The sequence below is a fragment of the Acinetobacter sp. TAC-1 genome (genome assembly GCF_029025845.1).
Lineage (GTDB): Bacteria > Pseudomonadota > Gammaproteobacteria > Pseudomonadales > Moraxellaceae > Acinetobacter > Acinetobacter guillouiae.
In genome coordinates this window covers 3,890,347-3,914,620 of the sequence record NZ_CP118892.1, presented here as the reverse complement: position 1 = coordinate 3,914,620, position 24,274 = coordinate 3,890,347, and the positions used below count along the sequence as shown (strand labels likewise).

The window sequence follows — 24,274 nt, the reverse complement described above, 5'->3', positions numbered from 1 at the left end:
CTGTATGCAAAGTATTGCAATAAAATTATAAATATATGAATTTATTGTGAAATCTTAATTTGGATTTTCCTGTTATGTTAACGGGGGAGTTAAAATTTAGTAAAAATCCATAGCTGCTTGATGGCGCGTAATTTTTGCCACAATTTAGCGTTGAGCTGATTTGGCTATTCATTTCGCACAGTAAATCAATGTTGTTGTCTTTAATGATGAATGCAAGTTGATTTAGATATGTATACAATAGTGTCAGTTTAATATGACATACATTTTGTTTAGTGAATATCTATGACTCAACAACAAGCAATCAAAAAGTCAAAATCATCGAAATTAAGTGCTTTATCTAAAGTCTTTTTGTACAGTAAAAAACTGGTATCAGGAACATCTGCTGTTGCAGAAGGCTTTTATCTGGTTTACCGCCATCAACTCTATAAAGATCCGAATAATCCTAAAAATACCCGTTATGTTCAGTATTTTTGTCGCCGTTTAAGTGAAGTATTTAATGTCGACGTGCGTGTACATGGCGATATTCCGCGTGAACCAGCATTGTGGGTGAGTAATCATATTTCATGGTTGGATATCGCTGTTTTAGGTTCAGGGGCACGGGTATTCTTTTTAGCGAAAGCTGAAATTGAAAAATGGCCAGTTTTTGGCAATTTGGCTAAAGGTGGTGGAACCTTATTTATTAAACGTGGTTCAGGGGATTCGGTGCGTATCCGAGAGCAAATCGCTGAGTTCTTAACTAAAGATATTCCAGTGTTGTTTTTCCCTGAAGCAACCACCACTGATGGTTCAAAAGTCAAAAAAGTACATGGTCGGATCTTAGGTGCGGCAATCGAAGCCAAGAAACCCGTACAAGTATGTGTGATTTGCTATGTAAATCAACATGGGCAATTAGATACCGTAGTGCCTTTTATTGGCGAAACCACATTTGTCGAACATGTCCAAGCTGTGCTGGAAATGCCAAAGGTTGTGGCGCATCTCAAAACCTTTCCTGCGATTGCAACAGAAGGGCATACGGTTGAAAGCCTGACGCAACAAGTGCAAGTGATGATGCAAAAAGGTTTGGAAGATCTACAGAAAGAAGTCCTAACAGATTAACGATCTATTCAAAATGATGTCTCTGACTGTTTTGAATAGGCCAAGGGAAGCTGTCTGCGAGAGTGTGTAGGTTTATAAAACGTCTTTATTTTTTATCAGAATAGATGATCATGATCTTTACTCAGCAGGCAGAATATTTGTCACTGGAGCATAGTCATAACGAGGATTGTTCGAAAAAGAAAAAGTTAGGACGCCTGATTCCAGATTCAAAAATACAGTGAAGGCATTATTTTTTCTCAACGATATTGCCTCACTCATGCTCAACGTTTTTTAGATATTATACCGATCAATATTATTAACTTGACATAAATAAAATGGTTTTTGCTTTTTCCATCAGCCGATTTTACCTGACATCGCTATCGCGTTTGGCGGCATGGATGCCGCCGTTGGTCAAGGGCGATAAGGATATCCCCTTTGACCAACATGAGCAAAAACAAAGCACGGCTTTGTTTGCAGCGCAAGTTTTGGCATTGCCCGAGAAAAGTAGAGCATCGCCTACGCAAATCGATCTAAACTTTTCTCAAAATATAAGGCAGTGAAAACACCATGTATTATGCAAATTTTCATGAATGGTCTTACTTTGCTTATTCAGTGCTTATACCATATATGTGAAACTATTCAGGATTACATAAAGCCCTCAATCGGTAACCAAGAAATCACCTTAATTCCTGCTTTTTGCCACCACTTCATTTTTGGCTCTTTTCTTAAAGTGACAATGCCTTGAGGCGTTTCTTTGAGCCAATTGATTTTATTCTGTGAATCTAAAACCAGCTTATAAGCATATTTTTTTAAATTATCATCCATAGTTTTATGTACGGCAATCGCCAACGGTGGACTGTTGATAATGACCCCAATCTCAGTATTTAAGTTAGCTGAACGTGGGTCGAAATTAAATGAGCCAATAAACACTTGTTTATTATCTACAGCCATCAGTTTGGCATGCAAGCTAGAACGGCTTAAGCCTTTTAAGCTAACTTTGGCTTTCTTTGAGATTTCTTCTGAATTGGCATAGAGATTCTCTTCAGAAACGGCAGGCAGAAACTCATAAAGCTCGACCCCATTTTTTAATAAATTATCTCGATATTTTGCATAAAATGCATGTACCAACGCGACATCATTGGCTTTAAATGAGTTGGTCAGGACACGTACTTTAACGCCCTCATCTGCCAACTCAACCAGTTTCTTTGCGCCTTTTTTTTGCGGAACAAAATAAGCAGAAATCAGGTCGACATTTTGAGTCGGGATATCTAAGCGTTTCACCATTTGGAAGTTGAGATGTTGTTCTTTTTTGGCCTTGGCCTGAATTTTATCTGGGGCATCTTTGACCACTTCTGCTTTGACCCAATCCAGTTGAATATTATGATTGAGCCATTGATCAAAAGCATGGGTGCGATTACTTAAATTCAAATAATTTTGAACGGTAATTTCTTGGTAATGGTGGGTCAATTGTTCTTTTAGACTGTCATAACGTAAGGTGTAGGTACTGTGATTGACAATATTTCTCACCGGATAAGCGTAGCTATGATTCCAGTATTCATCAAAGGAGTGGGTAATATCATCTACCGCTTGCCCCACCAACATCACATCTACATCTGAAAATTGGTAATTGTCACTAACGTTATAATATTGATTACTCATATTACGTCCGCCAATTAATGAAATTTGATTGTCAGCAGTAAAGGTTTTGTTATGCATGCGACGATTGATACGTTTTAAATCCAGCACCATGTCGATGGGGCGAATACTTCTAAAACGGTAAGGGTTAAATAGTTTTACTTCAATGTTTGGGTGTTGATCTAAGGCGAGATAAACCCCTTCCATTTGTTTGGCATTATTATCATCAATCAGTAAACGAACTTTAACACCGCGATCTGCGGCTTCAATAATTTTGTATAAAGCCAATGAGCCAATTTTGTCATTGTCCCAAATGTAATATTGCAAATCTAACGTTTTTTGTGCTTTTTCAATCAAATTGATGCGTGCTGCGATTGCTTCCAGCGGATCATAAAGAACGTGATAACCGGTTAACTCAGGGTTTTGCGCTTTTAATGGAGAAATAATTTGCGCCAAAGGGGTGTCTTTGGTTTCTATATCGTAGGCATATTCGGGTTTAATATTTTCTTGTCGAGGTAGGGTTGAGCAGGCAGAAAGGCTGAGTAATAGGCAAGAACCGATCATCACCCAATATTTTGAAGCATGGTGATTGTGAGCTTTTTGCTGTAATTGGGTATTACGATTGATCGTTCTTTGCATAATATTTTCTAAGATTTCTCAGAGCTAGAGTATAATTGCCTGAGGATATATTGACAATTCGTCGATGTTTGCCGAAATGCAATCCATTTATGAAATGCCAATGTAGCCTTTTCAAAAGATAAATAAAGAGATGACAAGTACACGCGACTTGCGAGATTGAATATGTTTCCAACCCTAACTGTTACATCAATTTTTTATCTCTGCTTCATTGTGCTTGCGGTATGGGGAGTAAGCCAAGCCTGGTTAAGTCAATCTAGAACTGAAACGATCCATCCTTTTAAGTCCTTCGTCCATTTACTGGCATTCTACCTGTCTTATTTATTAATTCCGTTGTTATTTTTTAGCATTTATGCAGGATATATCGGAAAATTCTCATTACATGAAAGTATTTTTATTTTCTTACTCAGTGCGTTGTTGATTTATGCACGATTTATTGAACCACATCGAGTTCATGTTCAGCATATACAATATTCGTTGGGGCAGGAGAAAACCTTTACTCAACCGATTAAAGTTGCGTTGCTTGCAGATTTACACATTGGTCTGTTTTCTGGACATGAGCGTCAGCTTAAAACAATTGTCAAAAAAATTAATTTGGCTCAACCCGATTTTGTCGTGGTTGCAGGGGATTGGACCTATGAACCTGAAAATAAATTGGTTGAAGAACTGGCGATTTTAAAACAGATCGAAGCTCCGGTTTATTCAGTAAATGGTAATCATGATGAGCAGTATCCAGGACCACCGATTCAAGCCTTATTGGCCAGTGCCTTAGAGGCCAATAACGTCATGGATATTGAAGGTAAAATTGTTGAATTTGATGATTTTCGCTTAATCGGTGTCGGGGACTTATGGGCAGGCAAGGCGGATATGCGTTATATGCCCGATTTACCTCAAGACAAACCGTGGTTAATTTTGTCACATAACCCCGATACGGTAGATATGGTGCCACAGTTGCCTACACGTCCGTTGATGCTGTCTGGACATACTCATGGTGGGCAAGTTGAATTGCCGTGGTTGACCAGTTATGTAATGAAAAAAGTTTCTATTCTCGGTCATAAACGAGGCTTGTATCAGCATGAAAATGCCGATGTATTTGTCAGTGTCGGTACTGGTATGGTAGGTGTGCCTTTTCGGTTTAGAGTACCACCAACCATTGATATTATTGAGCTGAGTTAAATTTCATACTGATCAATCATGTTTTAAAATAGTAAAAGGCTGCAATCCCAATCAAAACAAGAAACCCAATCAATAACAGCATGCTGCTGGACTTATTCTGATGACTCAAGTCTTCCACCCCTGAGGTTTGAACCGAAGCGTGAGTAGGGCTTGTTGAATCATAAGATGAAGACTTTGCTTGTGATGAGGTATTTTGCGTCTCTCCTTGCATAAAGTTTTCGGCAAATTTGGATAAAGCATCTGGTTGAGTCAAATCGATTTGGAATTGTTTTTTGATCTCTTGCCAGTCGGGATGTTGATCATTGATTTCAATGGTCTTACCATCCTGATTGGTCATTTTCACCGTACTAGATGAAAAGTTGAATTCAAAAGATTTGCTTTCATTTTTTATATTCGGCATTTCGCCCGATAAAATTTGAGGGTTTGCTTTAAAAGCCTGAAGCGCATCTGATGATTCGTATAGGATGCGGACTAAATTTTTTGCTGCGGTTGGATCTAGTTGAAGTTGTGCAATAAGGAATTGTTCTGCTTGTTCTGTTTGATGGTGTTCAAGCAGATCAAGCAATGCTTGTAATTGTGTTTGATTCAATTGGTACATATGCACCTCGAATAATTTAAATGATGAGAACAATAGCGTTTAGTTGAATGGCTTTCTTTTAACTGTTTTAAACTTTATTCGTCATCTTGCATTGCATATTCAATCTTATTGCCATCTTAAATTTTATCGCGGTGTTGCATCTCATTGCTTGATAAAAAATTGATAGGCAATCACAGCAACAATCGCAATCACAACAAGCATAACAATAGGTAAGCCTTTTTTCTTGGTTTGATCTTCAATACCGACAGGTTGCGTTGTCACGCTGGATGGGCGGGGAATTGACTGAACATTATGTGTCGAATTGACAGCACTATCATGTGCTTTGGCTTTCATTGCAGCAATGTAGGCAGCAGCCGAATCATATGTTTCACCTTGCGAAAAATGACGCATAATTTCATCCCAGTCAGGATGATGTTCATCAATCAACACTTTTTGATGATCTTGATATAACACATAGATTTCACCAGTTTCAAAATTCGACTGAATTGCTTTATAGCGAGGATGCTGACTGTCATAAAAATCATCATCGAACTGAAACTGATTGATTGCCAAATTAGGATTTTCAGTGAGCTGTTCTACAAAGTCTTTGGCATCTTTTAGCCCAAGGTTTGAATGTTCCATGACCAGTTTAATCGCTTCAATTTTACGATTTTGTTGGATCAGGGCAAGAATGTCTTGTTGAGGAATTTGCAAGTGTATATCACGGGAACTATCACTTTGAGCTGTATCTGCAAATGCGAAGTTGTATGCGTTTTCTGTCAGATTTTCTACATAATCCTTGGCTTCTTTCAAGCCTAAATCTGAATGGTCTTTGACCCATTTAACTGCTTCAACTTTACGACCTTGTTGAATCAGTAACAGAATTTCTTGTCGTTGTTGTGGGTTAAAGTTTGGCATCATGCACCTTTCATTATTGGTTTAATCATCAATGAATATAGATCAACAATAGATATGAATTTTTATTAATCATAGAATTAATTCAATTTTTATTACAAATTGATGCCAAATAAAAGTAGTAATTTGTGTGCGAATAAGCAATATTTTAAAACTGTCATAAAACTTTGCTATTGTAAAAGTCATAATATTTATAACCTTAAAAGAGGGCTTGGCCATGACTCGTGATTTTGAAAAATTCCCAGAAGATGATAACGGTAATCTACTTTGGCAAATGCACGAAGATGGTGATGATTTAGAAGAGGTACATGAAATCGAGTTTTCTGTGTATTTTAAAACACAAGAACTCGCTGAAAAATGTGCAATCTATCTTTTACACGAAGAGCAAAAAATTTCACTGTATTTGGATGAAGAAGTGCAACCCAATGAATGGGTGATTACAGTTTATGTTCATCTGATTCCAGACTACGAAGATGTTGTTGATTTAGAGCAATGGTTTAGTAAAATTGCTGAGCAGTTTGAAGGTGAATATGATGGTTGGGGATGTACAACCTATATATTTGATGATGAAGACGATGAAGAATAACGGTCTTTAGATGACGCATATTGTTTTAAAAGCATATCCTTGTTGATATGCTTTTTTTTAAGTTTCAGACTACTCAAACCATACAAATGAAAGCTTTGTACAGCGCTAAACTTGCTTTTCAACAACAATAATAGTCAAGGATATGAGTATGAGTAATACGGTAAAGTTGCATCGCGTTTTTAGTGCACCACCAGAGCGAGTCTATAAAGCTTTCTTAGACCCAGATGCAATTGTAAAGTGGATGCCTCCGCATGGTTTTACAGCAAAACTTCATCAAATGGATGCTACGGTTGGTGGTTCTTATCGAATGTCATTTACCAATTTCTCTACAGGTACAATCCATTCATTTGGTGGAACTTATGCGGAGCTGATTCCCAACCAACGCATACGATATTTTGATCGATTTGATAATCCTGAGCTCGCTGGCGAAATTGAAGTAATTATTGAAATAAAAGGTGTGCTTGTTGGAACGGAAGTCAATATTACCCAGTCAGGTATCCCGAAAGTGATTCCTGTTGAGGCTTGTTATTTGGGATGGCAAGAGTCTTTGCAATTACTTGGTCTCTTGGTCAATCCAACAATTCCAGATCAATAAACTCGCGTGAGTGACCTATAAACTATCGCTATAGATCTCTTTGGTATTTATATCATTCATCTAACATCCATTAAACAGGCAATACAATTCAATCATTGATTGCCTGAGTAAGCACCAAGCCTCGCCTTTGTTTGCAGGCTAAGCTGTGATGGGGACAAGATGTTTTTATGACCCCATTGTCACTTTGCACAACTATATTTCTCATCATTTGGAATAATTTTAGAATAACTTCGGTTCGGAATAACAATGACGATTTATAGCAAACGAATTTATGATGCGGTTTCAGAAACAGATGGTCAACGAATTCTGGTTGATCGCTTGTGGCCACGTGGTGTTAAAAAAGATGATGCTAAGATTGACTTATGGCCGAAAGAAATTACCCCGTCCAATGAACTCAGAAAATGGTATCACGAGGATAGCGAAAACCGTTGGGATGAGTTTCAACAACGTTATCGCGTTGAATTATCACAGGTTACAGTACAATTAGAAGAGCTGCGGAAACTTATAGCACAAGGTCCTATAACCTTATTAACGGCGGCCAAAAATCAAGGGCGAAATCATGTCAGTGTTTTGCTGGATGTGTTAAATCATAAAGCCTAGTTTTAATGATCACGGTTGATTTTAAATTATTCCTTATATTTATTATGGTTTTTAAGTTGATGAAAAATCTTAAAATGCTATGATTGTGATTTGAACCGAAGTTGAGCTTATTATGTCTTTGCCACATTGTCCAAAATGTAATTCAGAATATACCTATCAAGATAGCGATTTATTGATTTGCCCAGAATGTAGTTATGAATGGAAAGATGGCGAGCAAGTAACAGCAGATGACAGCGTGACGATTAAAGATGCTGTTGGCAATATCTTGGCAGATGGCGATTCAGTGACAGTGATTAAAGACTTAAAAATTAAAGGTTCTTCTGCAGTGGTTAAGGTAGGAACCAAAGTCAAAAGTATTCGTTTACTGGTAGACAGTAATGATGGGCATGATATTGATTGTAAAATTGATGGTATTGGTCCCATGAAGTTAAAGTCAGAATTTGTGAAAAAAGCTTAATTTTTTTGAGGTTCATCAATGATCACAGCAATTCAACTGTGATCATTTTTTTTGTCTATATCATTTTTCTCGAATAATAATTTTTGAGGTCAGTTCTGCTTTGGAGCGAACGCCCAACTTTTTCATTAAATTTGCTTTATGCACTTCTATGGTCCGATGCGACAGCTCTAATTTTCGTGCAATTTCTTTACAGGTAAATCCATTGACAATCAATTGGGTAATTTCTGATTCACGTTTGGTCAATTTTTGCTTAGAAGACAACACCTGATCTTTACGTTCAAAATGCCAGACCATCAATTTAAAGGGGTCTTCAGGTGTTAAGGTTTGCCCATGGGTATGTGTCCAAAAGATTTCGCCATTTTTGTGCTGCATAAAGCGCTGATCAGAATAATAATGGCTTTTTTTTAACAATAAGCTTTGCAATGCATCATTCCCGACCTTTTCATAATCCTCAAGGCTAGGAAAAATTTTGACTATAGATTGCTCAATTAATTCGCCACGCTCATAGCCAAATAGATTGGCAAATGCAGCATTCATTTCCATCATGTGTCGATAACTTAATACAACAATCGGTGCAGGGCTAAAATCAAATGCGATTTTATTATAGTTCATAATAAGCATCCTTACTTAGTATAATAATGAATATAACGCGATAGCGAGAAATAACAAGTATTCGACCGTTGATTTTTTATAATATGATGAAAACTAAATAGATTATTTTTGTGTTGTTATGCATATAAATTTAGTGTTTTGAATAGTTTGTAATGGATCACATTTTTTATATTTAACTTTAGTCTATATTGGTAGGTTTTTTTATAAGTTATTGTATTTAATTTATTTATTTTATTTTAAAAACTACTTAAGTAATTAAGGGTGTTGACTGAAAAAAGCAATTGATTCACATTGATGATGAGAAGCACTCAGGTTATTTAGAATTTTTTATCAGGATAAATCAATATTAATCTTAGCTTCTTATTTTAAGTTATTTGTGTAAAAAGAATTAGATCACCTTAATAAATATAATCAGGATGGATTATCTCTAAGGTGATGAATGGATGACAATACTAAGAATTGGGCGAGGTAGCGATGGAGCATATACAAGGATCAGGTCCTCAACAACCGAAAAAGTCTTCACACCGTCTGGCGGGTATCTCCAGCATGGTTGGAACGACAATCGAGTGGTACGACTTTTTTATTTACGGTGCAGCCGCAGCATTAATTTTCAATAAACTGTTTTTCCCCAATCTTGATCCATTAACCGGTGTCTTGGCTGCATTTGCCACATACGCCGTTGGCTTTATTGGACGTCCGTTGGGAGGCATTATTTTTGGTCATTTTGGGGACAAAATTGGTCGAAAAACCATGCTGCTAACCACATTGATTATGATGGGGATTCCTACCGTTTTAATTGGTCTATTGCCAACCTATGAAAGTATTGGATATTGGGCGACTTTTTTTCTGGTAATTTTGCGTTTTGTTCAAGGTATGGCAATGGGCGGCGAGTGGGGTGGTGCCGTGTTGATGGCTGTGGAGCATGCTCCTGAAGGCGGTAAAGGCTTTTGGGGAAGTTTGCCTCAAGCAAGTGCTGGTGGTGGTTTAATGTTGGCCTCGATCGCATTAGGTTTGGTTTCACTTTTACCCGAAGCAAGTCTATTTAGTTGGGGCTGGCGTCTGCCTTTCCTTGCCAGCATTTTATTATTAGGTGTGGGTTGGTATATCCGTGTCAAAGTGCCTGAGTCACCAGATTTTGAAAAAGTAAAACAACAAGCACAAGAAGTTAAAGTTCCAGCAATGCAGGTCTTTAAAAATCATCCGCGCGAATTACTCACGATTATCTTTGCCCGTGCTGCTGAAAATGCATGGTTCTATATTGCCTCTACTTTTGCCTTAGCCTACACCACAACCAAGTTGGGTATTCCTCGCCAAGACATTTTGTTTGCAACGATTTGTGGTGCAGGCTTAATCATGGTGATGACGCCATTATGTGGACATCTATCCGACAAAGTTGGGCAGCGGAATATGTTTATGTTTGGTCTAGTGGTCCTTGCATTGTATTGCTATCCGTTCTTTAGCATGTTGGATACCAAGGACCCAGTCTTGGTATGGACCGCAATTGTTTTAGCAATCGGCGTGGTGTTTCCAATCATGTATGCGCCACAGTCTCAGTTATTTGCTCGACAGTTTCCTGCCGAAATTCGCTACAGTGGCATCTCGATTTCAGTTCAATTCGCAGGTGTATTAGGCGGTGGACTCGCACCATTGATCGCCACCAAACTCCTAAGTATTGGTAATGGTAGTCCTCATTTGATTATTACCTACATCATGAGTATGGCGATTTTCGCAATCTTCTGTAGCTTCTTTATGAAGCGTGATGATCTTAGCCCCGCGAGACAGCGTAAATCAGTGAAAAGCAAATTGTCTGTTTAATGCAAAGCAGTGATTCAAAGCATTGCAATCAATCATTCAATTTACCACGCTTAATTTTCAGGAATGAATATGAATATTTCCTTTATCGGTCTTGGGAATATGGGGTTTTCTCGCCAAAGCGGTCATGGAAAGACCGACTTCAGTAGCATTTTAAATTTAGTTTCAGTCGCAACGTGAAGGAAAATCAGGATGAATACTTTGATCGGACATTATATTTCAGGCCGTCATATCACAGAAACTCAACATTCAGGCCCAGTATTTAATCCCTCTACAGGTGAAGAAATTGCGCGTTGTGCTTATGGCGATGCAACCGTGATTGATACTGCGGTAAAAGCTGCGACATCAGCAAATGCAAAAAAATGGGCAAAAGCTTCACATGCTACACGCTTGCAAGTTCTGTTTAAATTACGTGAATTAATGATTGCCAAAACAGCTGAATTGGCAGAAATCATTGGTCGTGAACATGGCAAAACCATTGCCGATGCAATCGGTGAAATTGGCCGTGCGATTGAAGGAATTGAATTTGCCTGTAATGCACCGCAGATTACAAAGGGTGAATATGCACGTAATGTTGCAGGCGACATCGATGTGTTTTCTGTACGGGTTCCTGTGGGTGTGGTGGGTTGCATTACCCCGTTTAATTTTCCCATCATGATTCCTGCTGTCATGATGGCCATGGCTGTTTCTGTGGGGAATTCAATAGTTTGGAAACCGTCTGAAAAAGTGCCTTCGGCTGCATTATTTTTTGCAGAGTTATGGAAAGAAGCCGGTCTCCCAGACGATGTATTTAATGTTGTACAGGGGGATAAAACAGCAGTCGATGCATTACTTGAACATCCTGAAATCGCGGCTGTGAGCTTTGTGGGCTCTACCCAGATTGGTGAATATGTTTACCAAAAAGGCACCTCACATAACAAACGTGTTGCAGCATTTACTGGCGGGAAAAATCACATGGTGGTGATGCCTGATGCCGATCTTGAAGCAGCTGCAAATGCCTTTGTTTCAGCGGGGTTTGGTTCAGCCAGCCAGCGTTGTATGGCGGTATCACTGCTGATTCCCGTAGGTGCTGAAACGGCAGATCACTTACGCCAACGTATCGTAGAAAAAATCAAAGCATTGAAAGTTGGCGCATACAATGATCCGACTGCAGATTTTGGTGCGGTGATTAGTGCGCAATCGCAACAATCTGTTTTAAAGGCAATTGATCAATGTATTGCAGATGGTGCTGAGTTGGTGGTGGATGGTCGTGATTTTAAACATCCAGAGTATGCCAACGGCTATTATATTGGTCCGACTTTATTTGATTATCTCTCTATGGATATGGATTTTTATCAACAAGAAGTTTTTGGTCCAGCGCGAGGAATTTTACGCGTCAATAGTTTAGATGAGGCAATTGCTGTGACCAATAGCCATGAATATGGCAATGGTTCGGTGATTTTTACCCGTGATGGAAAGTCAGCACACCGCTTCTTTATGGAGGTTGAGTCGGGCATGATTGGTGTTAATGTGCCTGTACCACTCCCAGTGAGTTATTTTAACTTTGGTGGTTTGCGACGTTCAAAATTTGGTGAGTCGCATTTATATGGTCCAGATGCCGCTCGTTTCTATACCAAGTTAAAATCTGTTTCACAAAAATGGCCTGATCCTGAACAACAAGATCAAGCCATTTCTTTGGCATTTAAAATCACCTAATTGATTCCATGTCGATGATCAGCCAGCAGATATTGGCTGGTTTTGACGTGAGTGAAAGTTAGATATTGAGTGTTGTGTTCTTTATAATGTTGCGCTATGAATAAACCGTCCCGAAACATTGCATAGATCAAGAACTCAAAGCTGCAAGTCGATTGCACTGTGCAGCTTTGTTCATCCATTAAATATTATTGGCTTGCTGCAATTCCGATTTTTTTAACATTTAATCGTTGTGCGGCTGCCATCACCATTGCCACATCCTTATATTCAGTCAGTTTATCGGGTTGCACTTTAATCGGATCTTGATCTGATTTCTGTGCAACACCCGCAAATAAAACTTCTAGCGCTTGTTTATTTTCAACAGCTTGATCATTCCAAAAGATTTTACCTTGAGGGTCAATACGTAAGGTGACTGGCTCAGGTGGCTTCTCATCGGTCGGTGGTGGTGCGCCATTGGGCAAGTCAATATTGATCGCATTATTTGGAATTGGAATGGTGATAATAAACATAATCAACAACACCAACATCACATCAATAAGTGGTGTCATATTGACATCTAACATTACATCATCATCGTCTTTATTGGCACCTACATTCATACCCATAAACTGTTCCTTTTTTCGATTATGGTGCGGCAACAGGTGTCGTGACAAACGCGATTTTGCCGATACCTGCTTGCTTAGTAGCACTAATGACTTCATCAATCGCTTCAAATTTTGTCACTTGATCACCACGAATATGTACCTCTGGCTGTGGGCGTTTTGCTGCCTCAGCCTGTAAACGATTGATCAGTGTATTTTTATCTGCGATATACTTTTCGTTCCAAAAAATATCCCCCGCTTTATTGACCGCGATTTGTACATTAATCGGCTTGGTGACATACGGTGTATTTTTTTCCTCAGGCAACTTGACTGGAACCGTGTGAATGGCAACGGGGACGGTGATTAAAAATATAATCAGCAGAACCAGCATAATATCCACCAAAGGTGTGGTGTTAATCGCAGAAATTACATCATCTTCGTCACTGCCTGAATTGACTGTCATGCTCATAATAGATACCTCATTTATTTCGCATCACTACTGTTTTTGATCTCGCCACTGAGTAGAACAGTATGTAAGTCAGAACCAAAAGTACGTACATTATCCAATACTGCTTTATTACGGCGGGTGAGCCAGTTATAACCAAGTACCGCAGGCACGGCTACAGCAAGACCGATTGCGGTCATGATCAGTGCTTCACCGACTGGTCCAGCAACTTTATCAATAGAGGCCTGACCCGAAATACCAATTGCAGTAAGTGCATGATAGATTCCCCAAACTGTACCAAACAAACCAACGAATGGTGCGGTAGAACCGACGGTTGCAAGAAATGCTAAACCACCACTTAAATGACTTTGAATTTTATCAATTGCACGTTGAATCGACATTGTGACCCAAGTATTAAAGTCGATACGCTCAAGTAGGTTTCCGCCATGTTTTTTGGTTGAGTTAATGCCTTTTTCAGCAATAAAACGATAAGCACTTGCTTCGCCTAGTGTTCCCGCAGCGCCGTCAATTGATGCAGCATCCCAAAATTTGGCTTCAACTTCTTTACCTTGACGCTTAATTTTTGCCTGCTGAATAAACTTGGTCACCATGATGTACCACGTTCCAATCGACATCAGGACCAAGATAAATAAGGTTGATTTAGCCACAATATCACCTTCGCGCCATAGTGCTTCTAAACCGTAAGGGTTGTGAACAGTTTGTGTTGTTGCAGGTTTAGGTGGTGGTGTATGCATTTCACTGGTTGCTGTATTGGTTGTCGTTACAGTCGCAGGCGTTGCAGTGGTTTCTTCTGCAAATACACTAGATACAGGCAGCAGGGTGCTTGCAGTTAAAATTCCAACAGAAGCAAATAGTCGTACAGATTTCAGCGTTTTATTCATCATTTATCTCCAAATTTTTATTTAATTGATTACTGCAATACAAATTCATAAGGTATGTCATACCAAGAATCTTGAGGTTCACCATTCTTTAACGCAGGTTTAAACGTACATAAGCTATAAGCTTTCGCAGCTGCTTTATCTAAGCTTTTACTCCCACTCGATTTTTTAACTTTGGCCTCTTTAACTTTTCCATCACTACCCACAAATACCGAAATAAGAACTTCACCTTGCTCTTCATTTTGTAAGGCTTCACGCGTGTACCCGGGTTCTTTACAACCCGCTTCTCCACTCGATACACCGCGAGTTTCACCTGCTGGTTTGGGTTTTGCAGGTTCAGTTTTTGCTGTCGTTTCTGGCTTTGGCGTCGGTGTCGGCTCAGGACTTTCTGAGGTTTTTGGCGTTGGTGTAGGTTTAGCCGTCTGCTTTGGTGTTGCTGTAGGTTTTTCCATTGATTTTTCAGTCGGCTTTGGCTCTGGTGTTTTCAACACTTTCTCCACCAACTTTGGCAGTTCTGGTGGCTTTTCAATGGGTTTTGGTTTTTCTGGTTCAGGTTTTTTGTCCTGAATAATCAGTAATTCAACAGGTTCATCCGCTGGTTTTTCAACTGTTTTGGATAAGCCCGTAATCAAGCCATAGAGAATGATTAGATGCAGTAAGATGACTGCTCCAATCCCGATCAGGCGTTTGGAAGAATTATTTTCTAATTCTGAAAAATTCTTGCCCATTGCTACTCCTGAAATGAGAGACAAACAATAAATAGTAAAAGAGAGACGATAAAAAAATTCTGTTCAATTCTTTTGTTTGGCTAAGTGAATGAATCAATTTCGCAAACACCATGACTTGATTAGGCCTAGACAATGTTTGCGAAATGCCCAATTAGAATTTATAAGTTGCTCTGACGTAATATGCGCGACCAGTTGGGTCTGCATAACTAGAGTCATAACCGTATTGGAAGTTATCAGTCACATTGGACGCAGGCGGATCTTGGTCAAAGATATTTTTGATCCCACCAGTGAGTTCTAAGTTCTTGAATCCACTATAAGTGCCCGCAATGTTATACAGGATGTAGTCGCTAACTCGATGGTTATCATATTTGGCTTCACCAATAGAATTTGAGTCTTTATAACCACGACTAAACTGTTGTTCAAAGATCATTTTCCAGTTGTCGTAACTCCAATTGACATTGGCAACATGTTTCCAGCGGGAATAGACTTGTTGGTTATAATAGCTACCTGCACGACTGATCCATTCACCGCCTTTCTCTTCTTGTTTGTCATATTTAATGACATAGGTCCCATCAATACCAAAACCAAAACGCCCTGTTTTAGTCACAGGCGTAAGATAGTTCAAACTTAAATCAACCCCTTGAGTTTTAATCCCACCCATATTGATCAAAGTGGTACTCACATATTTGATTCGTCCATCTGCATCTCGGACAAATAAACTTGAATATTTACTTGGGTCAGCAAAAATAATTGAATCGGTAATCGTATCAATCAGATTGTCTACTTTGATGTTGTAGTAATCTGCTGTAAATACCAGATTTTTGATTGGCTCAAACACAAGTCCAGCAGTATAAGATGTTGACTCTTCAGCTTTTAAGTCGGGATTTCCACCTTGCATACGTTTAAATTGAACATTACATTCAGTTTGGTATTGAGGTGAAGTTGCAGCACCACCGGGGCAGAGCACAGGGTCATTGTATTTTGAACCTGTAAAGGTCTGGCTTTGAGGTGAGTTGATGTCATATAAGCTAGGTGCACGGAAACCTGTGCTGTATGAGGTACGGAACATTAATTGCTTTAACGGTTCCCAACGTAAAGCAACTTTTGGATTGAAGGTATCGCCAAAATCACTATAGTCATCATAACGTGCTGCAAGCTGCGCTTCTAAATTGGCTAAAATCGGGATATGTAATTCAGTGAATACCGCAGAGATATCTCGATCACCCTTACTCACAGGTTTATCTGGGTCTATACCGCTACCAGGTACTTGTCTGACGATCTCAGCATTAATTTTTTGATCCCAATTTTGTTTGGTAAAACTACCACCTAAGGCAAATCCAACCTCACCCGCGGGTAGTGTATAGATTGGACGAGATACAGTGACATCAAAAGAGGTTGAGTCTAAGCTGGCTTTATTGGTATCTCCATTGACTTCAAAAGATTTCCAAATATTAGCATCAGCGGAAGGGCCAAATGGATTGAGTGAACCGTCATTTAAAGCAGCTTGAACTTTACTTTGATTGAGGTAACCCGCATTAAAGCTATCGGTTGCTTCACTTTTTGCATAGGTTAAACCTGCATTGATATCCCAACCATAAGCTTCACCCTCAATTCCTGCAAATGCACGATGTGAGTCATTGGTTGTTTTGCCTGAACGGTTACCACCTTGTGAACGCAGATAGAGTTGTAAATCTCCATCGCTGAGTCCAGTCACTGCAGGAACAATGCCTTTGCCAGGATAGTATTGACTTGTCGAGGGTAAGGTGACTGAACGGCTATATACATCAGGCGCAATCGAAGTGGTAACTTCGTTACGCGAGAAGATATATTCTCCAATCAGATTAAATTTATCTGAAAGTTTAAAGGTTCCGCGGCCAAGTGCTGAAATTGTTTCAACTTCTGGGGTAATCCCAATCAGTGCTTGGGTATTGAGATAACATAACCCACCATCGGCAGCGACATTTGGTGTGTTATTACAATTTGTATTGCCATATGGATTTGCCAAAATATTGTTTTTGGGATCAAAAATATTTGCTGGGAAGGCATTTGCTGAGCTGGCATCTAGGCCGAGCTCAGGAATTACACCACCACGGCGACTGATCTTGCGGTCTTTTGCCATGATATTGTTGGTTCTACGATAATCGACTACACCATAAACATTAAAGCCCTGTTCATCCAGATTGCCATAACCCCCAAAGATGGAAATATCTTGTTTATCACCACCACTGGCTTCGGGTTGAGTTGCCCCCACACTGATGTTGAGACCTTCAAAAGATTTTTTAGTTATAAAATTGATGACACCACCAATTGCATCGGCGCCATAAACCGCAGATGCACCGTCACGGAGAACTTCGATACGTTCAACCATTGCCATTGGAATAATATTGAGGTTGGTGGTTGATGTACTAAACGGGCTATAAGCCAGACGACGACCATTCAATAAGACCAAAGTTTTATCTGTGCCTAATCCACGTAAATTGGCTGATGAACCCTCGGTATTACTTGCACCCACATTTTGAGAGGTAGAAAAACCAGCTTGGTTGGAACTGACTTTGGTCAGTGCTTCTTCGACAGTGGTTACCCCTTGTTTGGCTAGATCTTCACCTTTAATAATCGTAATGGGGGAAGCACTTTGAGCTGCAACCCCTTTAATTGAAGACCCTGTAACGGTGACTTTGGCTACTTTTATTGGCTGTGTTGTTTCTTCAGTTTCTGCTGCATGCGCTAGCGATAGGCACATCATACTTAGACTAAGCGTACTTAATTTTAGTAACGTTTTCCCCATCGTTGGCGATCCCAAAGTGCAAACATTTTTGTTTACTTTCATATTTTCAGACATCCATTTTTTTTTGTACTTAGCGATATTGCTGCATTGCTTTCTAGCAATTCAAGTGCCAACTATCTAATTATATGTTTTAAAAATATACAAAAAAATGATAAGAATTTACGTGACTAGTGTTTAATCTCCTTATTCATCCGTGACTTGATAGTAGAAAAATAAGTTTGGAAGTCGCCCTGATTAATGTTAATACAATATGAAGATGTGATTAAAAAATACTCAATAGACTTTAGTTTTTCTTTATATTTGGTTGTTAATTAAAGAGTTTAACTATATTTAATGAGTGGTATAACTATTAATTATGGCTTTATTTTTGCTATTAATTATTTTAAATCAAAAGATTAAATGAATATTTATAGTGTTTGATAAAATAAGTGATCAATTTTGGAACGTGTGTGTACTTAAATTGTGCATTATGAGTAGTTCTGATAAATGATATCTGAATTTAATATTTAGATTGGCGCTGAAGATGACGATAGGATGTCAGTCACAGATAATCATTGAATAAATGTGATTTTATTACGGTAAAAATAAACAAAATTTAGAAGGGGTAAGTGTAGTGGCATGATATTCGCTTTGTATTTAATACTGTTATATCGTTCAATTTTTCACTATTGTTAATTTAACGTTCTGGTTCAGCACCAAAGCAGCAATCGACAGGATGATGGTGCTGCCAGTATTCTGTTTAAATAATTTGATGAATAAAAATACATAGGTGTGAATTTGGAATCCAAGCTTTTACAATTTGCGTTGTTGGTCGGTGCAATGGGTTGTGGGGAAATGGCGATTGCGAAAACGCCGGCACAACCGAATAAAATCCTGAATTTGGCTTTTGAAGCACCAGATGATGGTTTTGATATGGTGAAAACCTATAATTTCTACAGTGGAAATATTGCAGAGGCGATATTTGAACCCTTACTCAAATATGATTATCTGGCTCGTCCCGTGGTACTGGTACCCAATACGGCACAAGCATTGCCAAAAATAGAACAAGAGGGCAAGGTCTATACTTTTAAAATACAACCCGGCATTTATTTTACCGATGATCCGGCGTTCAAAGGCAAACGACGTGAGCTGACTGCCCAAGATTATATTTATTCGATTCAACGTGTGAGTGATCCGAAAAATCATTCGCCTACCTATTCTTTTATTGATGGCAAAATCCAAGGCTTAGAGCAAGTGGTTGCCAATGCGAAAAAGACAGGCAAGTTTAATTATGATGCGCCTATTTCAGGGCTTAAAGCTTTAGACAAATACACCCTACAATTTACCTTAACCCGTGCAGATTATAATTTTCCTTATATTTTGGCTTATGTCACTTTTAGCGGAACAGCGCGTGAAGTTGTTGAGTTTTATGGTGATCGTATCGGGCAGCATCCTGTAGGTACAGGTGCTTATCAACTGAGTAAATACGTACCGCGCAGTAAAATTGAGCTGGTGGCAAACCCTGATTATCGTGGCTTTATTTGGAATTATAAATCGACAGGTACGGCATGGGATAACCAACTTGTCAAAGAGATGTCGGGTAAAAAAATGCCCCAAGTCGGTAAGGTTGTCGTGAGTATTATTGAGGAAGAACAGTCAAGGTGGTTGGCATTTAAATCAGGCCAATTGGATTTTGACAAATTAACCTCAAATGCGGTTCCACAGGCTTTAAACGGCACACAATTAAAACCAGAACTTAAACAACAGGGCATTCAACATTTTCCCAATAAAGACCCTGAAATCACCTATACCATGTTCAATATGAAGGATCCGATTGTGGGGGGGTATAGTCTAGACAAAATAGCGCTACGCCGTGCCATTACCTTGGCATATAACCAACAGGAAGCGATTAAGCAACTTTATAAAGGTCAAGCGGTTAGAGCTGAAATGTTGGTGCCAGATGGGGTGCAAGGGCACAATGCTCAATATAGAAGTAGTGTTGCCTATAACCCGTTATTGGCCAATAAATTACTGGATCGATTTGGTTATAAGAAAGGCAAAGATGGTTATCGAACTTTACCCAACGGGCAGCCATTTACCCTGAAATATAATACTGAAAATAGCTCAAGCTCAGTCATTCATTCTGAGTTATGGAAGAAAAACTTAGATGCTATTGGGGTGCGTGTTGAGTTTAAGGTCAGTAATTTTGCCGATAATTTAAAAGAAGCCATGCAATGTAAACATATGATTTGGGGTGGGGCATGGATTGCTGATTTTCCTGAAGGAGAAAATTTTGCTCAGTTGCTTTATGGTCCGAACTCAGGCAAAGGAAATTTAAGTTGCTATCAATCCAAAGCTTATGATGCACTGTATCAGCAAGCGTTAACTTTACCGCCACAACAACGAACGCCGTTGTATGAAAAAATCAGTCGGCAGATAGAGGCAGATAACCCTTGGATTATTCATAGTACCCGTATTCGCAATTGGCTGTTGCAACCACAAGTTCAAGGCTATAAAGCACATCCAATGATCAATACCGTTTGGCAATACCTTGATGTTCAGCCAGTTAAAAAATAACCAGATGAAGTTGAATAAAATGATGAAGGATGATTTAAAGCAAAAGTTAAAGCAGATTGGGGTCAGTGCATTCTTGGGCGGTATGCTCCTGACAGGCGCGCTGAATGTATTTGCCAAAAGCCCAGCGGATCCAAATAAAGTTTTACGTTATGTTTTCCCCGTTGCAGAAACGGGTTTTGATCCAGCAGGCACCCAAGATCTTTATTCTGCGCATGTGCATAATTCAATATTTGAAGGCTTATATACCTACGATTATTTAGCAACACCGGCCAAATTAGTACCCCGTACCGCAGTGAGCCTGCCTGAAGTCAGTGCTGATGGTTTAACCTATACTTTTAAAATTCAAAAAGGAATTTATTTTGCCGAAGATCCTGTATTTAAAGGCAAAGCCCGTGAATTAACCGCGCAAGACTATGTTTATTCTTATAAACGGTTGTTAGACCCTAGCTTGCATTCGCCCAATAGTTGGTTGTTTGATGACAAAATTCTAGGCATGGACAAAGTGCTTGAGCAAGCTAAAAAAACAGGCAAGTTTAATTATGATCTACCTGTTGCGGGGCTTCAGGCCACAGATCGTTATACCTTGGTGATTAAACTAAAACAAGTTGATCAAAACTTCCCAATGTTGTTGGCACATCAACCAGCTGGTGCAGTGGCACGAGAAGTGATTGAACACTATCGAGATCGGTCTGGCTTTGCCATGGCCCATCCTGTCGGAACAGGTCCCTATGTCTTGGCAAAATGGACACCTGGCTCACGGATTATCCTGAAAGCCAATCCAGATTATCGTGGTTATGTTTGGGATTTCAAAGCATCCACGCCAGAAGATCAAAAAATTGTAGATGCGATGAAAGGCAAAAAAATGCCGCAAATCGGTGTGGTCGATATTCAAGTGATGGAAGAATCACAATCACGCTGGTTATCATTTAGTAAAGATGAAACTGATTTATTTGTGTTGGATGGTGATCTCAGTGTTCAAGCCATCCAAGACGGTCAGCTTAAACCCGAACTTGCCAAAAAAGGTATTCAACTTTCCCGTATTGCCGATCCTTCAATTGATTATTATTACTGGAATATGCAAAACCCTGTTGTTGGTGGTTTGAGTAAAGAAAAAATTGCTTTACGCCGTGCCATGGCAATGGCCTTTTCACCTGATAATCAAATTAAGATTTTGATGAAGGGTGATGCACAACGCTTACAATACCCCATTCCTTATGGGGTGATTGGGCATGATCCAAACTATAAAACCAGTATTCCTTATTCCGTCAAAGCGGCCAATTTACTGTTAGATCGTTATCATTATAAGGTTGCTGCCGATGGCTGGCGTACCTTGCCGAATGGCAAACCCTTGCTGATCGAATTAACTGTTTATGGAAATAGTACACGTAGTCAGCAAAGTGCTGAATTTTGGAAAAAGACTTTAGACAATATCAAGGTCAAAATGACCACTAAATCCTTACCTTTTGCGGAAGGTTTAAAAGCTGAAAAACAATGTAAAACCATGTTTAAGGGATCAGCTTGGATTGCCGACTATCCCGATGCAGATAACTTTATGCAGCTGTTTTATGGAAAGAATATCCATGCAACCAATAGTGCATGTATGAAAATTCCTGAATATGATCGCTTATATGAACAAACCCAAAAATTGAAACCGGGTCCTGAGCGTGATGCTTTATATCATAAGATGGCGCGAATATTAGAAGTGTATATGCCGGTACAAATGGCATCGACGCGTTATCGCAATGCTTTGGCGCAACCGCGTGTCATCGGCTTTAAAAAGCATCCGATTATTCCATCGGAATGGATGTATTTTGATATGAAAAAATAACCTCTATCAAAAGCTTAAAAATAAACAGATTGAAATTTGAAAATGAATAAATGAAAGATTGGAGAAAATGAAAATGAAGCGATTTAAATTAACCACACTCTGTATGTTGTCAATGGGTATGGGGCAATGGGCCTTTGCAGAAACTGAACGCAGTACTTTACCCAAGTTTCAGGCGAAAGATATCCCGGCCCAATGTGATGCAAAAATTGCAGACGTTAAAACCAAGTTGGCTGAATTTGCCAAAGTTAAACTCAAAAATAATGCGCCTGCTGGAGCAGTATTGGCAAAGTGGGATCAAATTTTTGCAGAGTTTGAAGATTTTTATGGGCCAATTAATTTAGCCAGTAATGTTGACCCAAGCGCAGATTTACGTAAAGCCGCAGAAGATTGCGAAGTTAAAATCAGTCAGTTCCAAACTGAAGTGTACCAAGACGGGAAACTTTATCAACAAATTAAAAAAACCAAAGCCAGTGATGAGATTGACCGTAAATATCGCCAAGATATTTTAGATGGTTTTGAAGATACAGGGGTACAACTTCCCGCAGAAAAACAAGCGCGTTTAAAAGTGATTTTAGATGAATTGACCAAGATTCAACAAGAATATGCCCGCAACATTCGAGACAATCCTGAAAAATTAGAATTTACCCCAGCCGAGCTAAAGGGCTTACCAGAAAGCTATATTGCCAATCTAAAGAAAAATGAAAAAGGCAATTACCTGTTGGGTTTTGACTACCCAGAATACCGTCCTTTTATGGAATTGGCAGACAGTGATGATGCACGTAAACGTTATCAAATTGCTTATACCCGCCGTGGTACTGAAAAGAATTTAGTGTTACTTAAACAAGCGATTGATTTACGGCATGAACTTGCACAATTATTTGGTAAAGCCAGTTATGCCGATTGGGCATTGAAAAATCGTATGGCTAAGAATCCTGAAACGGTCAATAAATTCCTCAATGAGGTACATAGTACGGTTGCGCCATTAGAGAAAAAAGAAGTGCAAACACTGCGTGAATTTAAAGCCAAGACCTTAAATATCCCAGTGGAAAAAGCGGAAATTAACCGTTGGAGTGAGGGCTATTGGAGCGAAAAATTACGCCAAGAAAAATACAAAATTGACCAAGAAAAAATGCGTGAATATTTCCCGACCCAAGCATCACAAGATTGGTTATTTGCAATTTCATCAAATCTATACGGGATTGAATTTAAGCCTGCCAAGGTTGATGTCTGGCAAGATGAAGTTGAATATTACGATGTCACAGATCGGAAAACAGGTCAGCTTTTAGGTGGTTTATATATCGATAAATTTCCACGTGAAGGAAAGTATGGTCATGCAGCGGTGTGGGGGGTTAAGGGTGGCAGTACCCTGACCCAGCGTAAACCGATCTCAGCCTTAGTCACCAACTTTAACCGTAAAGGTTTAAACAGTGATGAACTGGAAACTTTTGTGCATGAGTTTGGACATGCCTTACATGGAATTTTGTCAAACACCCGTTATGCCTCGCAATCTGGTACCTCAGTCGAGCGAGATTTTGTTGAAGCACCGTCACAGATGTATGAAGAATGGGCACGCCGTAAAGAAACGCTGTCGACCTTAGCCGATTATTGCAAACCAGCCTGTCCACGTGTCGATGATGAATTGATTGGTAAATTAAAAGCCGTTAAAAATTATGGTCGTGGTTTGTTCTATTCTCGTCAAACCTTATATGCACAATATGATATGGCACTGCATACCGCAGATGCTTTAAAAACTCAGCCTTTAGACGTATGGAAAAAACTCGAAAACCAAACCGCCTTAGGGTATGTACCAACCACAGAATTCCCAGGACAATTTGGTCATATTATGGGCGGATACCAAGTTGGTTATTATGGCTATATGTGGTCAGAAGTGATGGCCTTAGACATGCTTTCTGCTTTTGGCGATAACTTAAATAATCCAGAGGTTGGAGCACGTTATCGTAAAGCGATTTTGTCACAAGGTGGACAAAAAAAAGCAGAGCAGCTGGTGGTTGATTTCTTGGGCAGAGAACCGGATAACAAGGCATTCTTTCAAGAAATTACCGGTCAACGTGATTAAAAGGAATT

At 39.3% G+C, this 24,274-nt stretch carries 20 protein-coding genes; 11 read left to right on the top strand and 9 right to left on the bottom strand.

What is annotated here, in order from left to right; translation table 11 throughout:
- The first annotated feature begins 282 nt into the window (after window positions 1-282).
- The gene (locus PYV58_RS18255; protein WP_034610060.1) at window positions 283-1,095 is read left to right on the top strand and encodes a lysophospholipid acyltransferase family protein; all 813 of its coding nucleotides are present in this window, start codon (window positions 283-285) and stop codon (window positions 1,093-1,095) included.
- Between the two features lie 624 nt (window positions 1,096-1,719).
- Here the strand turns inward: PYV58_RS18255 and PYV58_RS18250 are convergent.
- Window positions 1,720-3,348, bottom strand: coding sequence for a phospholipase D family protein (locus tag PYV58_RS18250; protein ID WP_034610061.1), 1,629 nt, complete (start codon window positions 3,346-3,348; stop codon window positions 1,720-1,722).
- Window positions 3,349-3,510: 162 nt separating this feature from the next.
- Between PYV58_RS18250 and PYV58_RS18245 the strand changes: the two genes are divergently transcribed.
- Window positions 3,511-4,521, top strand: coding sequence for a metallophosphoesterase (locus tag PYV58_RS18245; RefSeq protein WP_034610062.1), 1,011 nt, complete (start codon window positions 3,511-3,513; stop codon window positions 4,519-4,521).
- A 16-nt stretch (window positions 4,522-4,537) separates the two neighbouring features.
- Here the strand turns inward: PYV58_RS18245 and PYV58_RS18240 are convergent, their stop codons facing one another.
- Both PYV58_RS18240 and PYV58_RS18235 read right to left on the bottom strand, forming a co-directional pair.
- Entirely contained in the window at window positions 4,538-5,119 is a 582-nt protein-coding gene (locus PYV58_RS18240; protein ID WP_034610064.1) for a hypothetical protein, read from the bottom strand.
- A 141-nt stretch (window positions 5,120-5,260) separates the two neighbouring features.
- Window positions 5,261-6,019, bottom strand: coding sequence for a ribosomal protein L7/L12 (locus PYV58_RS18235; protein WP_227504202.1), 759 nt, complete (start codon window positions 6,017-6,019; stop codon window positions 5,261-5,263).
- Between the two features lie 211 nt (window positions 6,020-6,230).
- Here PYV58_RS18235 and PYV58_RS18230 point away from each other — a divergent pair, with 211 nt between their 5' ends.
- From PYV58_RS18230 to PYV58_RS18215, 4 genes are all read left to right on the top strand, one after another.
- Window positions 6,231-6,599 carry a ribonuclease E inhibitor RraB gene (locus PYV58_RS18230; RefSeq protein WP_004722917.1) on the top strand — a complete coding sequence of 123 codons (369 nt, stop codon included), beginning with the start codon at window positions 6,231-6,233 and terminating at the stop codon, window positions 6,597-6,599.
- Window positions 6,600-6,747: 148 nt separating this feature from the next.
- On the top strand, window positions 6,748-7,194 hold the full coding sequence (locus PYV58_RS18225; RefSeq protein WP_004722915.1) for an SRPBCC family protein: 447 nt from the start codon (window positions 6,748-6,750) through the stop codon (window positions 7,192-7,194).
- Between the two features lie 246 nt (window positions 7,195-7,440).
- Window positions 7,441-7,794: a DUF488 family protein gene (locus PYV58_RS18220; RefSeq protein WP_034610068.1), complete on the top strand. Its 354-nt coding sequence runs from the start codon at window positions 7,441-7,443 to the stop codon at window positions 7,792-7,794.
- A 112-nt stretch (window positions 7,795-7,906) separates the two neighbouring features.
- A complete protein-coding gene (locus PYV58_RS18215; protein WP_034610071.1) occupies window positions 7,907-8,251 on the top strand; it encodes a zinc ribbon domain-containing protein YjdM in 345 nt (114 codons plus the stop codon).
- 60 nt (window positions 8,252-8,311) lie between these two features.
- On the opposite strand, the gene PYV58_RS18210 is transcribed toward PYV58_RS18215, so the two are convergent.
- A complete protein-coding gene (locus PYV58_RS18210) occupies window positions 8,312-8,863 on the bottom strand; it encodes a LuxR C-terminal-related transcriptional regulator (protein ID WP_004722910.1) in 552 nt (183 codons plus the stop codon).
- A gap of 474 nt (window positions 8,864-9,337) precedes the next feature.
- On the opposite strand from PYV58_RS18210, the gene PYV58_RS18205 reads away from it, so the two are divergent.
- Window positions 9,338-10,678 (top strand): MFS transporter, encoded by a 1,341-nt coding sequence (locus tag PYV58_RS18205; RefSeq protein WP_034610073.1) that lies wholly within the window; start codon window positions 9,338-9,340, stop codon window positions 10,676-10,678.
- 189 nt (window positions 10,679-10,867) lie between these two features.
- Window positions 10,868-12,370 carry a CoA-acylating methylmalonate-semialdehyde dehydrogenase gene (locus PYV58_RS18200; protein ID WP_004722906.1) on the top strand — a complete coding sequence of 501 codons (1,503 nt, stop codon included), beginning with the start codon at window positions 10,868-10,870 and terminating at the stop codon, window positions 12,368-12,370.
- A 185-nt stretch (window positions 12,371-12,555) separates the two neighbouring features.
- On the opposite strand, the gene PYV58_RS18195 is transcribed toward PYV58_RS18200, so the two are convergent.
- The 5 genes from PYV58_RS18195 to PYV58_RS18175 all read right to left on the bottom strand — a co-directional run bounded on the left by PYV58_RS18195 (window position 12,556) and on the right by PYV58_RS18175 (window position 17,847).
- The gene (locus PYV58_RS18195; RefSeq protein WP_034610075.1) at window positions 12,556-12,972 is read right to left on the bottom strand and encodes a biopolymer transporter ExbD; all 417 of its coding nucleotides are present in this window, start codon (window positions 12,970-12,972) and stop codon (window positions 12,556-12,558) included.
- 19 nt (window positions 12,973-12,991) lie between these two features.
- Window positions 12,992-13,417, bottom strand: coding sequence for a biopolymer transporter ExbD (locus PYV58_RS18190; RefSeq protein WP_034610077.1), 426 nt, complete (start codon window positions 13,415-13,417; stop codon window positions 12,992-12,994).
- A gap of 14 nt (window positions 13,418-13,431) precedes the next feature.
- Window positions 13,432-14,298, bottom strand: a complete 867-nt coding sequence (locus PYV58_RS18185; RefSeq protein ID WP_034610079.1) for a MotA/TolQ/ExbB proton channel family protein — start codon at window positions 14,296-14,298, stop codon at window positions 13,432-13,434.
- 26 nt (window positions 14,299-14,324) lie between these two features.
- The gene (locus tag PYV58_RS18180; protein ID WP_034610081.1) at window positions 14,325-15,020 is read right to left on the bottom strand and encodes an energy transducer TonB; all 696 of its coding nucleotides are present in this window, start codon (window positions 15,018-15,020) and stop codon (window positions 14,325-14,327) included.
- A 151-nt stretch (window positions 15,021-15,171) separates the two neighbouring features.
- On the bottom strand, window positions 15,172-17,847 hold the full coding sequence (locus PYV58_RS18175) for a TonB-dependent receptor (RefSeq protein ID WP_205622313.1): 2,676 nt from the start codon (window positions 17,845-17,847) through the stop codon (window positions 15,172-15,174).
- A 723-nt stretch (window positions 17,848-18,570) separates the two neighbouring features.
- Here PYV58_RS18175 and PYV58_RS18170 point away from each other — a divergent pair.
- The 3 genes from PYV58_RS18170 (at window position 18,571) to PYV58_RS18160 (ending at window position 24,266) form a co-directional block, all read left to right on the top strand.
- The gene (locus tag PYV58_RS18170; RefSeq protein ID WP_171077741.1) at window positions 18,571-20,361 is read left to right on the top strand and encodes an ABC transporter substrate-binding protein; all 1,791 of its coding nucleotides are present in this window, start codon (window positions 18,571-18,573) and stop codon (window positions 20,359-20,361) included.
- A 22-nt stretch (window positions 20,362-20,383) separates the two neighbouring features.
- On the top strand, window positions 20,384-22,189 hold the full coding sequence (locus tag PYV58_RS18165) for an ABC transporter substrate-binding protein (protein WP_034610130.1): 1,806 nt from the start codon (window positions 20,384-20,386) through the stop codon (window positions 22,187-22,189).
- 67 nt (window positions 22,190-22,256) lie between these two features.
- Complete coding sequence (locus PYV58_RS18160) at window positions 22,257-24,266, top strand: M3 family metallopeptidase (RefSeq protein WP_034610087.1); 2,010 nt, start codon at window positions 22,257-22,259, stop codon at window positions 24,264-24,266.
- Window positions 24,267-24,274: the final 8 nt, after the last annotated feature.

Bases quoted from the DNA above. Each gene is read 5' to 3' on its own strand.
- PYV58_RS18225 (WP_004722915.1), top strand. From the start codon at position 6,748: ATGAGTAATACGGTAAAGTTGCATCGCGTTTTTAGTGCACCACCAGAG.
- PYV58_RS18235 (WP_227504202.1), bottom strand. From the start codon at position 6,019: ATGATGCCAAACTTTAACCCACAACAACGACAAGAAATTCTGTTACTG.
- PYV58_RS18165 (WP_034610130.1), top strand. From the start codon at position 20,384: ATGAAGGATGATTTAAAGCAAAAGTTAAAGCAGATTGGGGTCAGTGCA.
- PYV58_RS18180 (WP_034610081.1), bottom strand. From the start codon at position 15,020: ATGGGCAAGAATTTTTCAGAATTAGAAAATAATTCTTCCAAACGCCTG.
- PYV58_RS18215 (WP_034610071.1), top strand. From the start codon at position 7,907: ATGTCTTTGCCACATTGTCCAAAATGTAATTCAGAATATACCTATCAA.
- PYV58_RS18255 (WP_034610060.1), top strand. From the start codon at position 283: ATGACTCAACAACAAGCAATCAAAAAGTCAAAATCATCGAAATTAAGT.
- PYV58_RS18195 (WP_034610075.1), bottom strand. From the start codon at position 12,972: ATGGGTATGAATGTAGGTGCCAATAAAGACGATGATGATGTAATGTTA.
- PYV58_RS18250 (WP_034610061.1), bottom strand. From the start codon at position 3,348: ATGCAAAGAACGATCAATCGTAATACCCAATTACAGCAAAAAGCTCAC.
- PYV58_RS18230 (WP_004722917.1), top strand. From the start codon at position 6,231: ATGACTCGTGATTTTGAAAAATTCCCAGAAGATGATAACGGTAATCTA.
- PYV58_RS18190 (WP_034610077.1), bottom strand. From the start codon at position 13,417: ATGAGCATGACAGTCAATTCAGGCAGTGACGAAGATGATGTAATTTCT.
- PYV58_RS18160 (WP_034610087.1), top strand. From the start codon at position 22,257: ATGAAAATGAAGCGATTTAAATTAACCACACTCTGTATGTTGTCAATG.
- PYV58_RS18185 (WP_034610079.1), bottom strand. From the start codon at position 14,298: ATGATGAATAAAACGCTGAAATCTGTACGACTATTTGCTTCTGTTGGA.
- PYV58_RS18210 (WP_004722910.1), bottom strand. From the start codon at position 8,863: ATGAACTATAATAAAATCGCATTTGATTTTAGCCCTGCACCGATTGTT.
- PYV58_RS18220 (WP_034610068.1), top strand. From the start codon at position 7,441: ATGACGATTTATAGCAAACGAATTTATGATGCGGTTTCAGAAACAGAT.
- PYV58_RS18175 (WP_205622313.1), bottom strand. From the start codon at position 17,847: ATGAAAGTAAACAAAAATGTTTGCACTTTGGGATCGCCAACGATGGGG.
- PYV58_RS18200 (WP_004722906.1), top strand. From the start codon at position 10,868: ATGAATACTTTGATCGGACATTATATTTCAGGCCGTCATATCACAGAA.
- PYV58_RS18240 (WP_034610064.1), bottom strand. From the start codon at position 5,119: ATGTACCAATTGAATCAAACACAATTACAAGCATTGCTTGATCTGCTT.
- PYV58_RS18245 (WP_034610062.1), top strand. From the start codon at position 3,511: ATGTTTCCAACCCTAACTGTTACATCAATTTTTTATCTCTGCTTCATT.
- PYV58_RS18205 (WP_034610073.1), top strand. From the start codon at position 9,338: ATGGAGCATATACAAGGATCAGGTCCTCAACAACCGAAAAAGTCTTCA.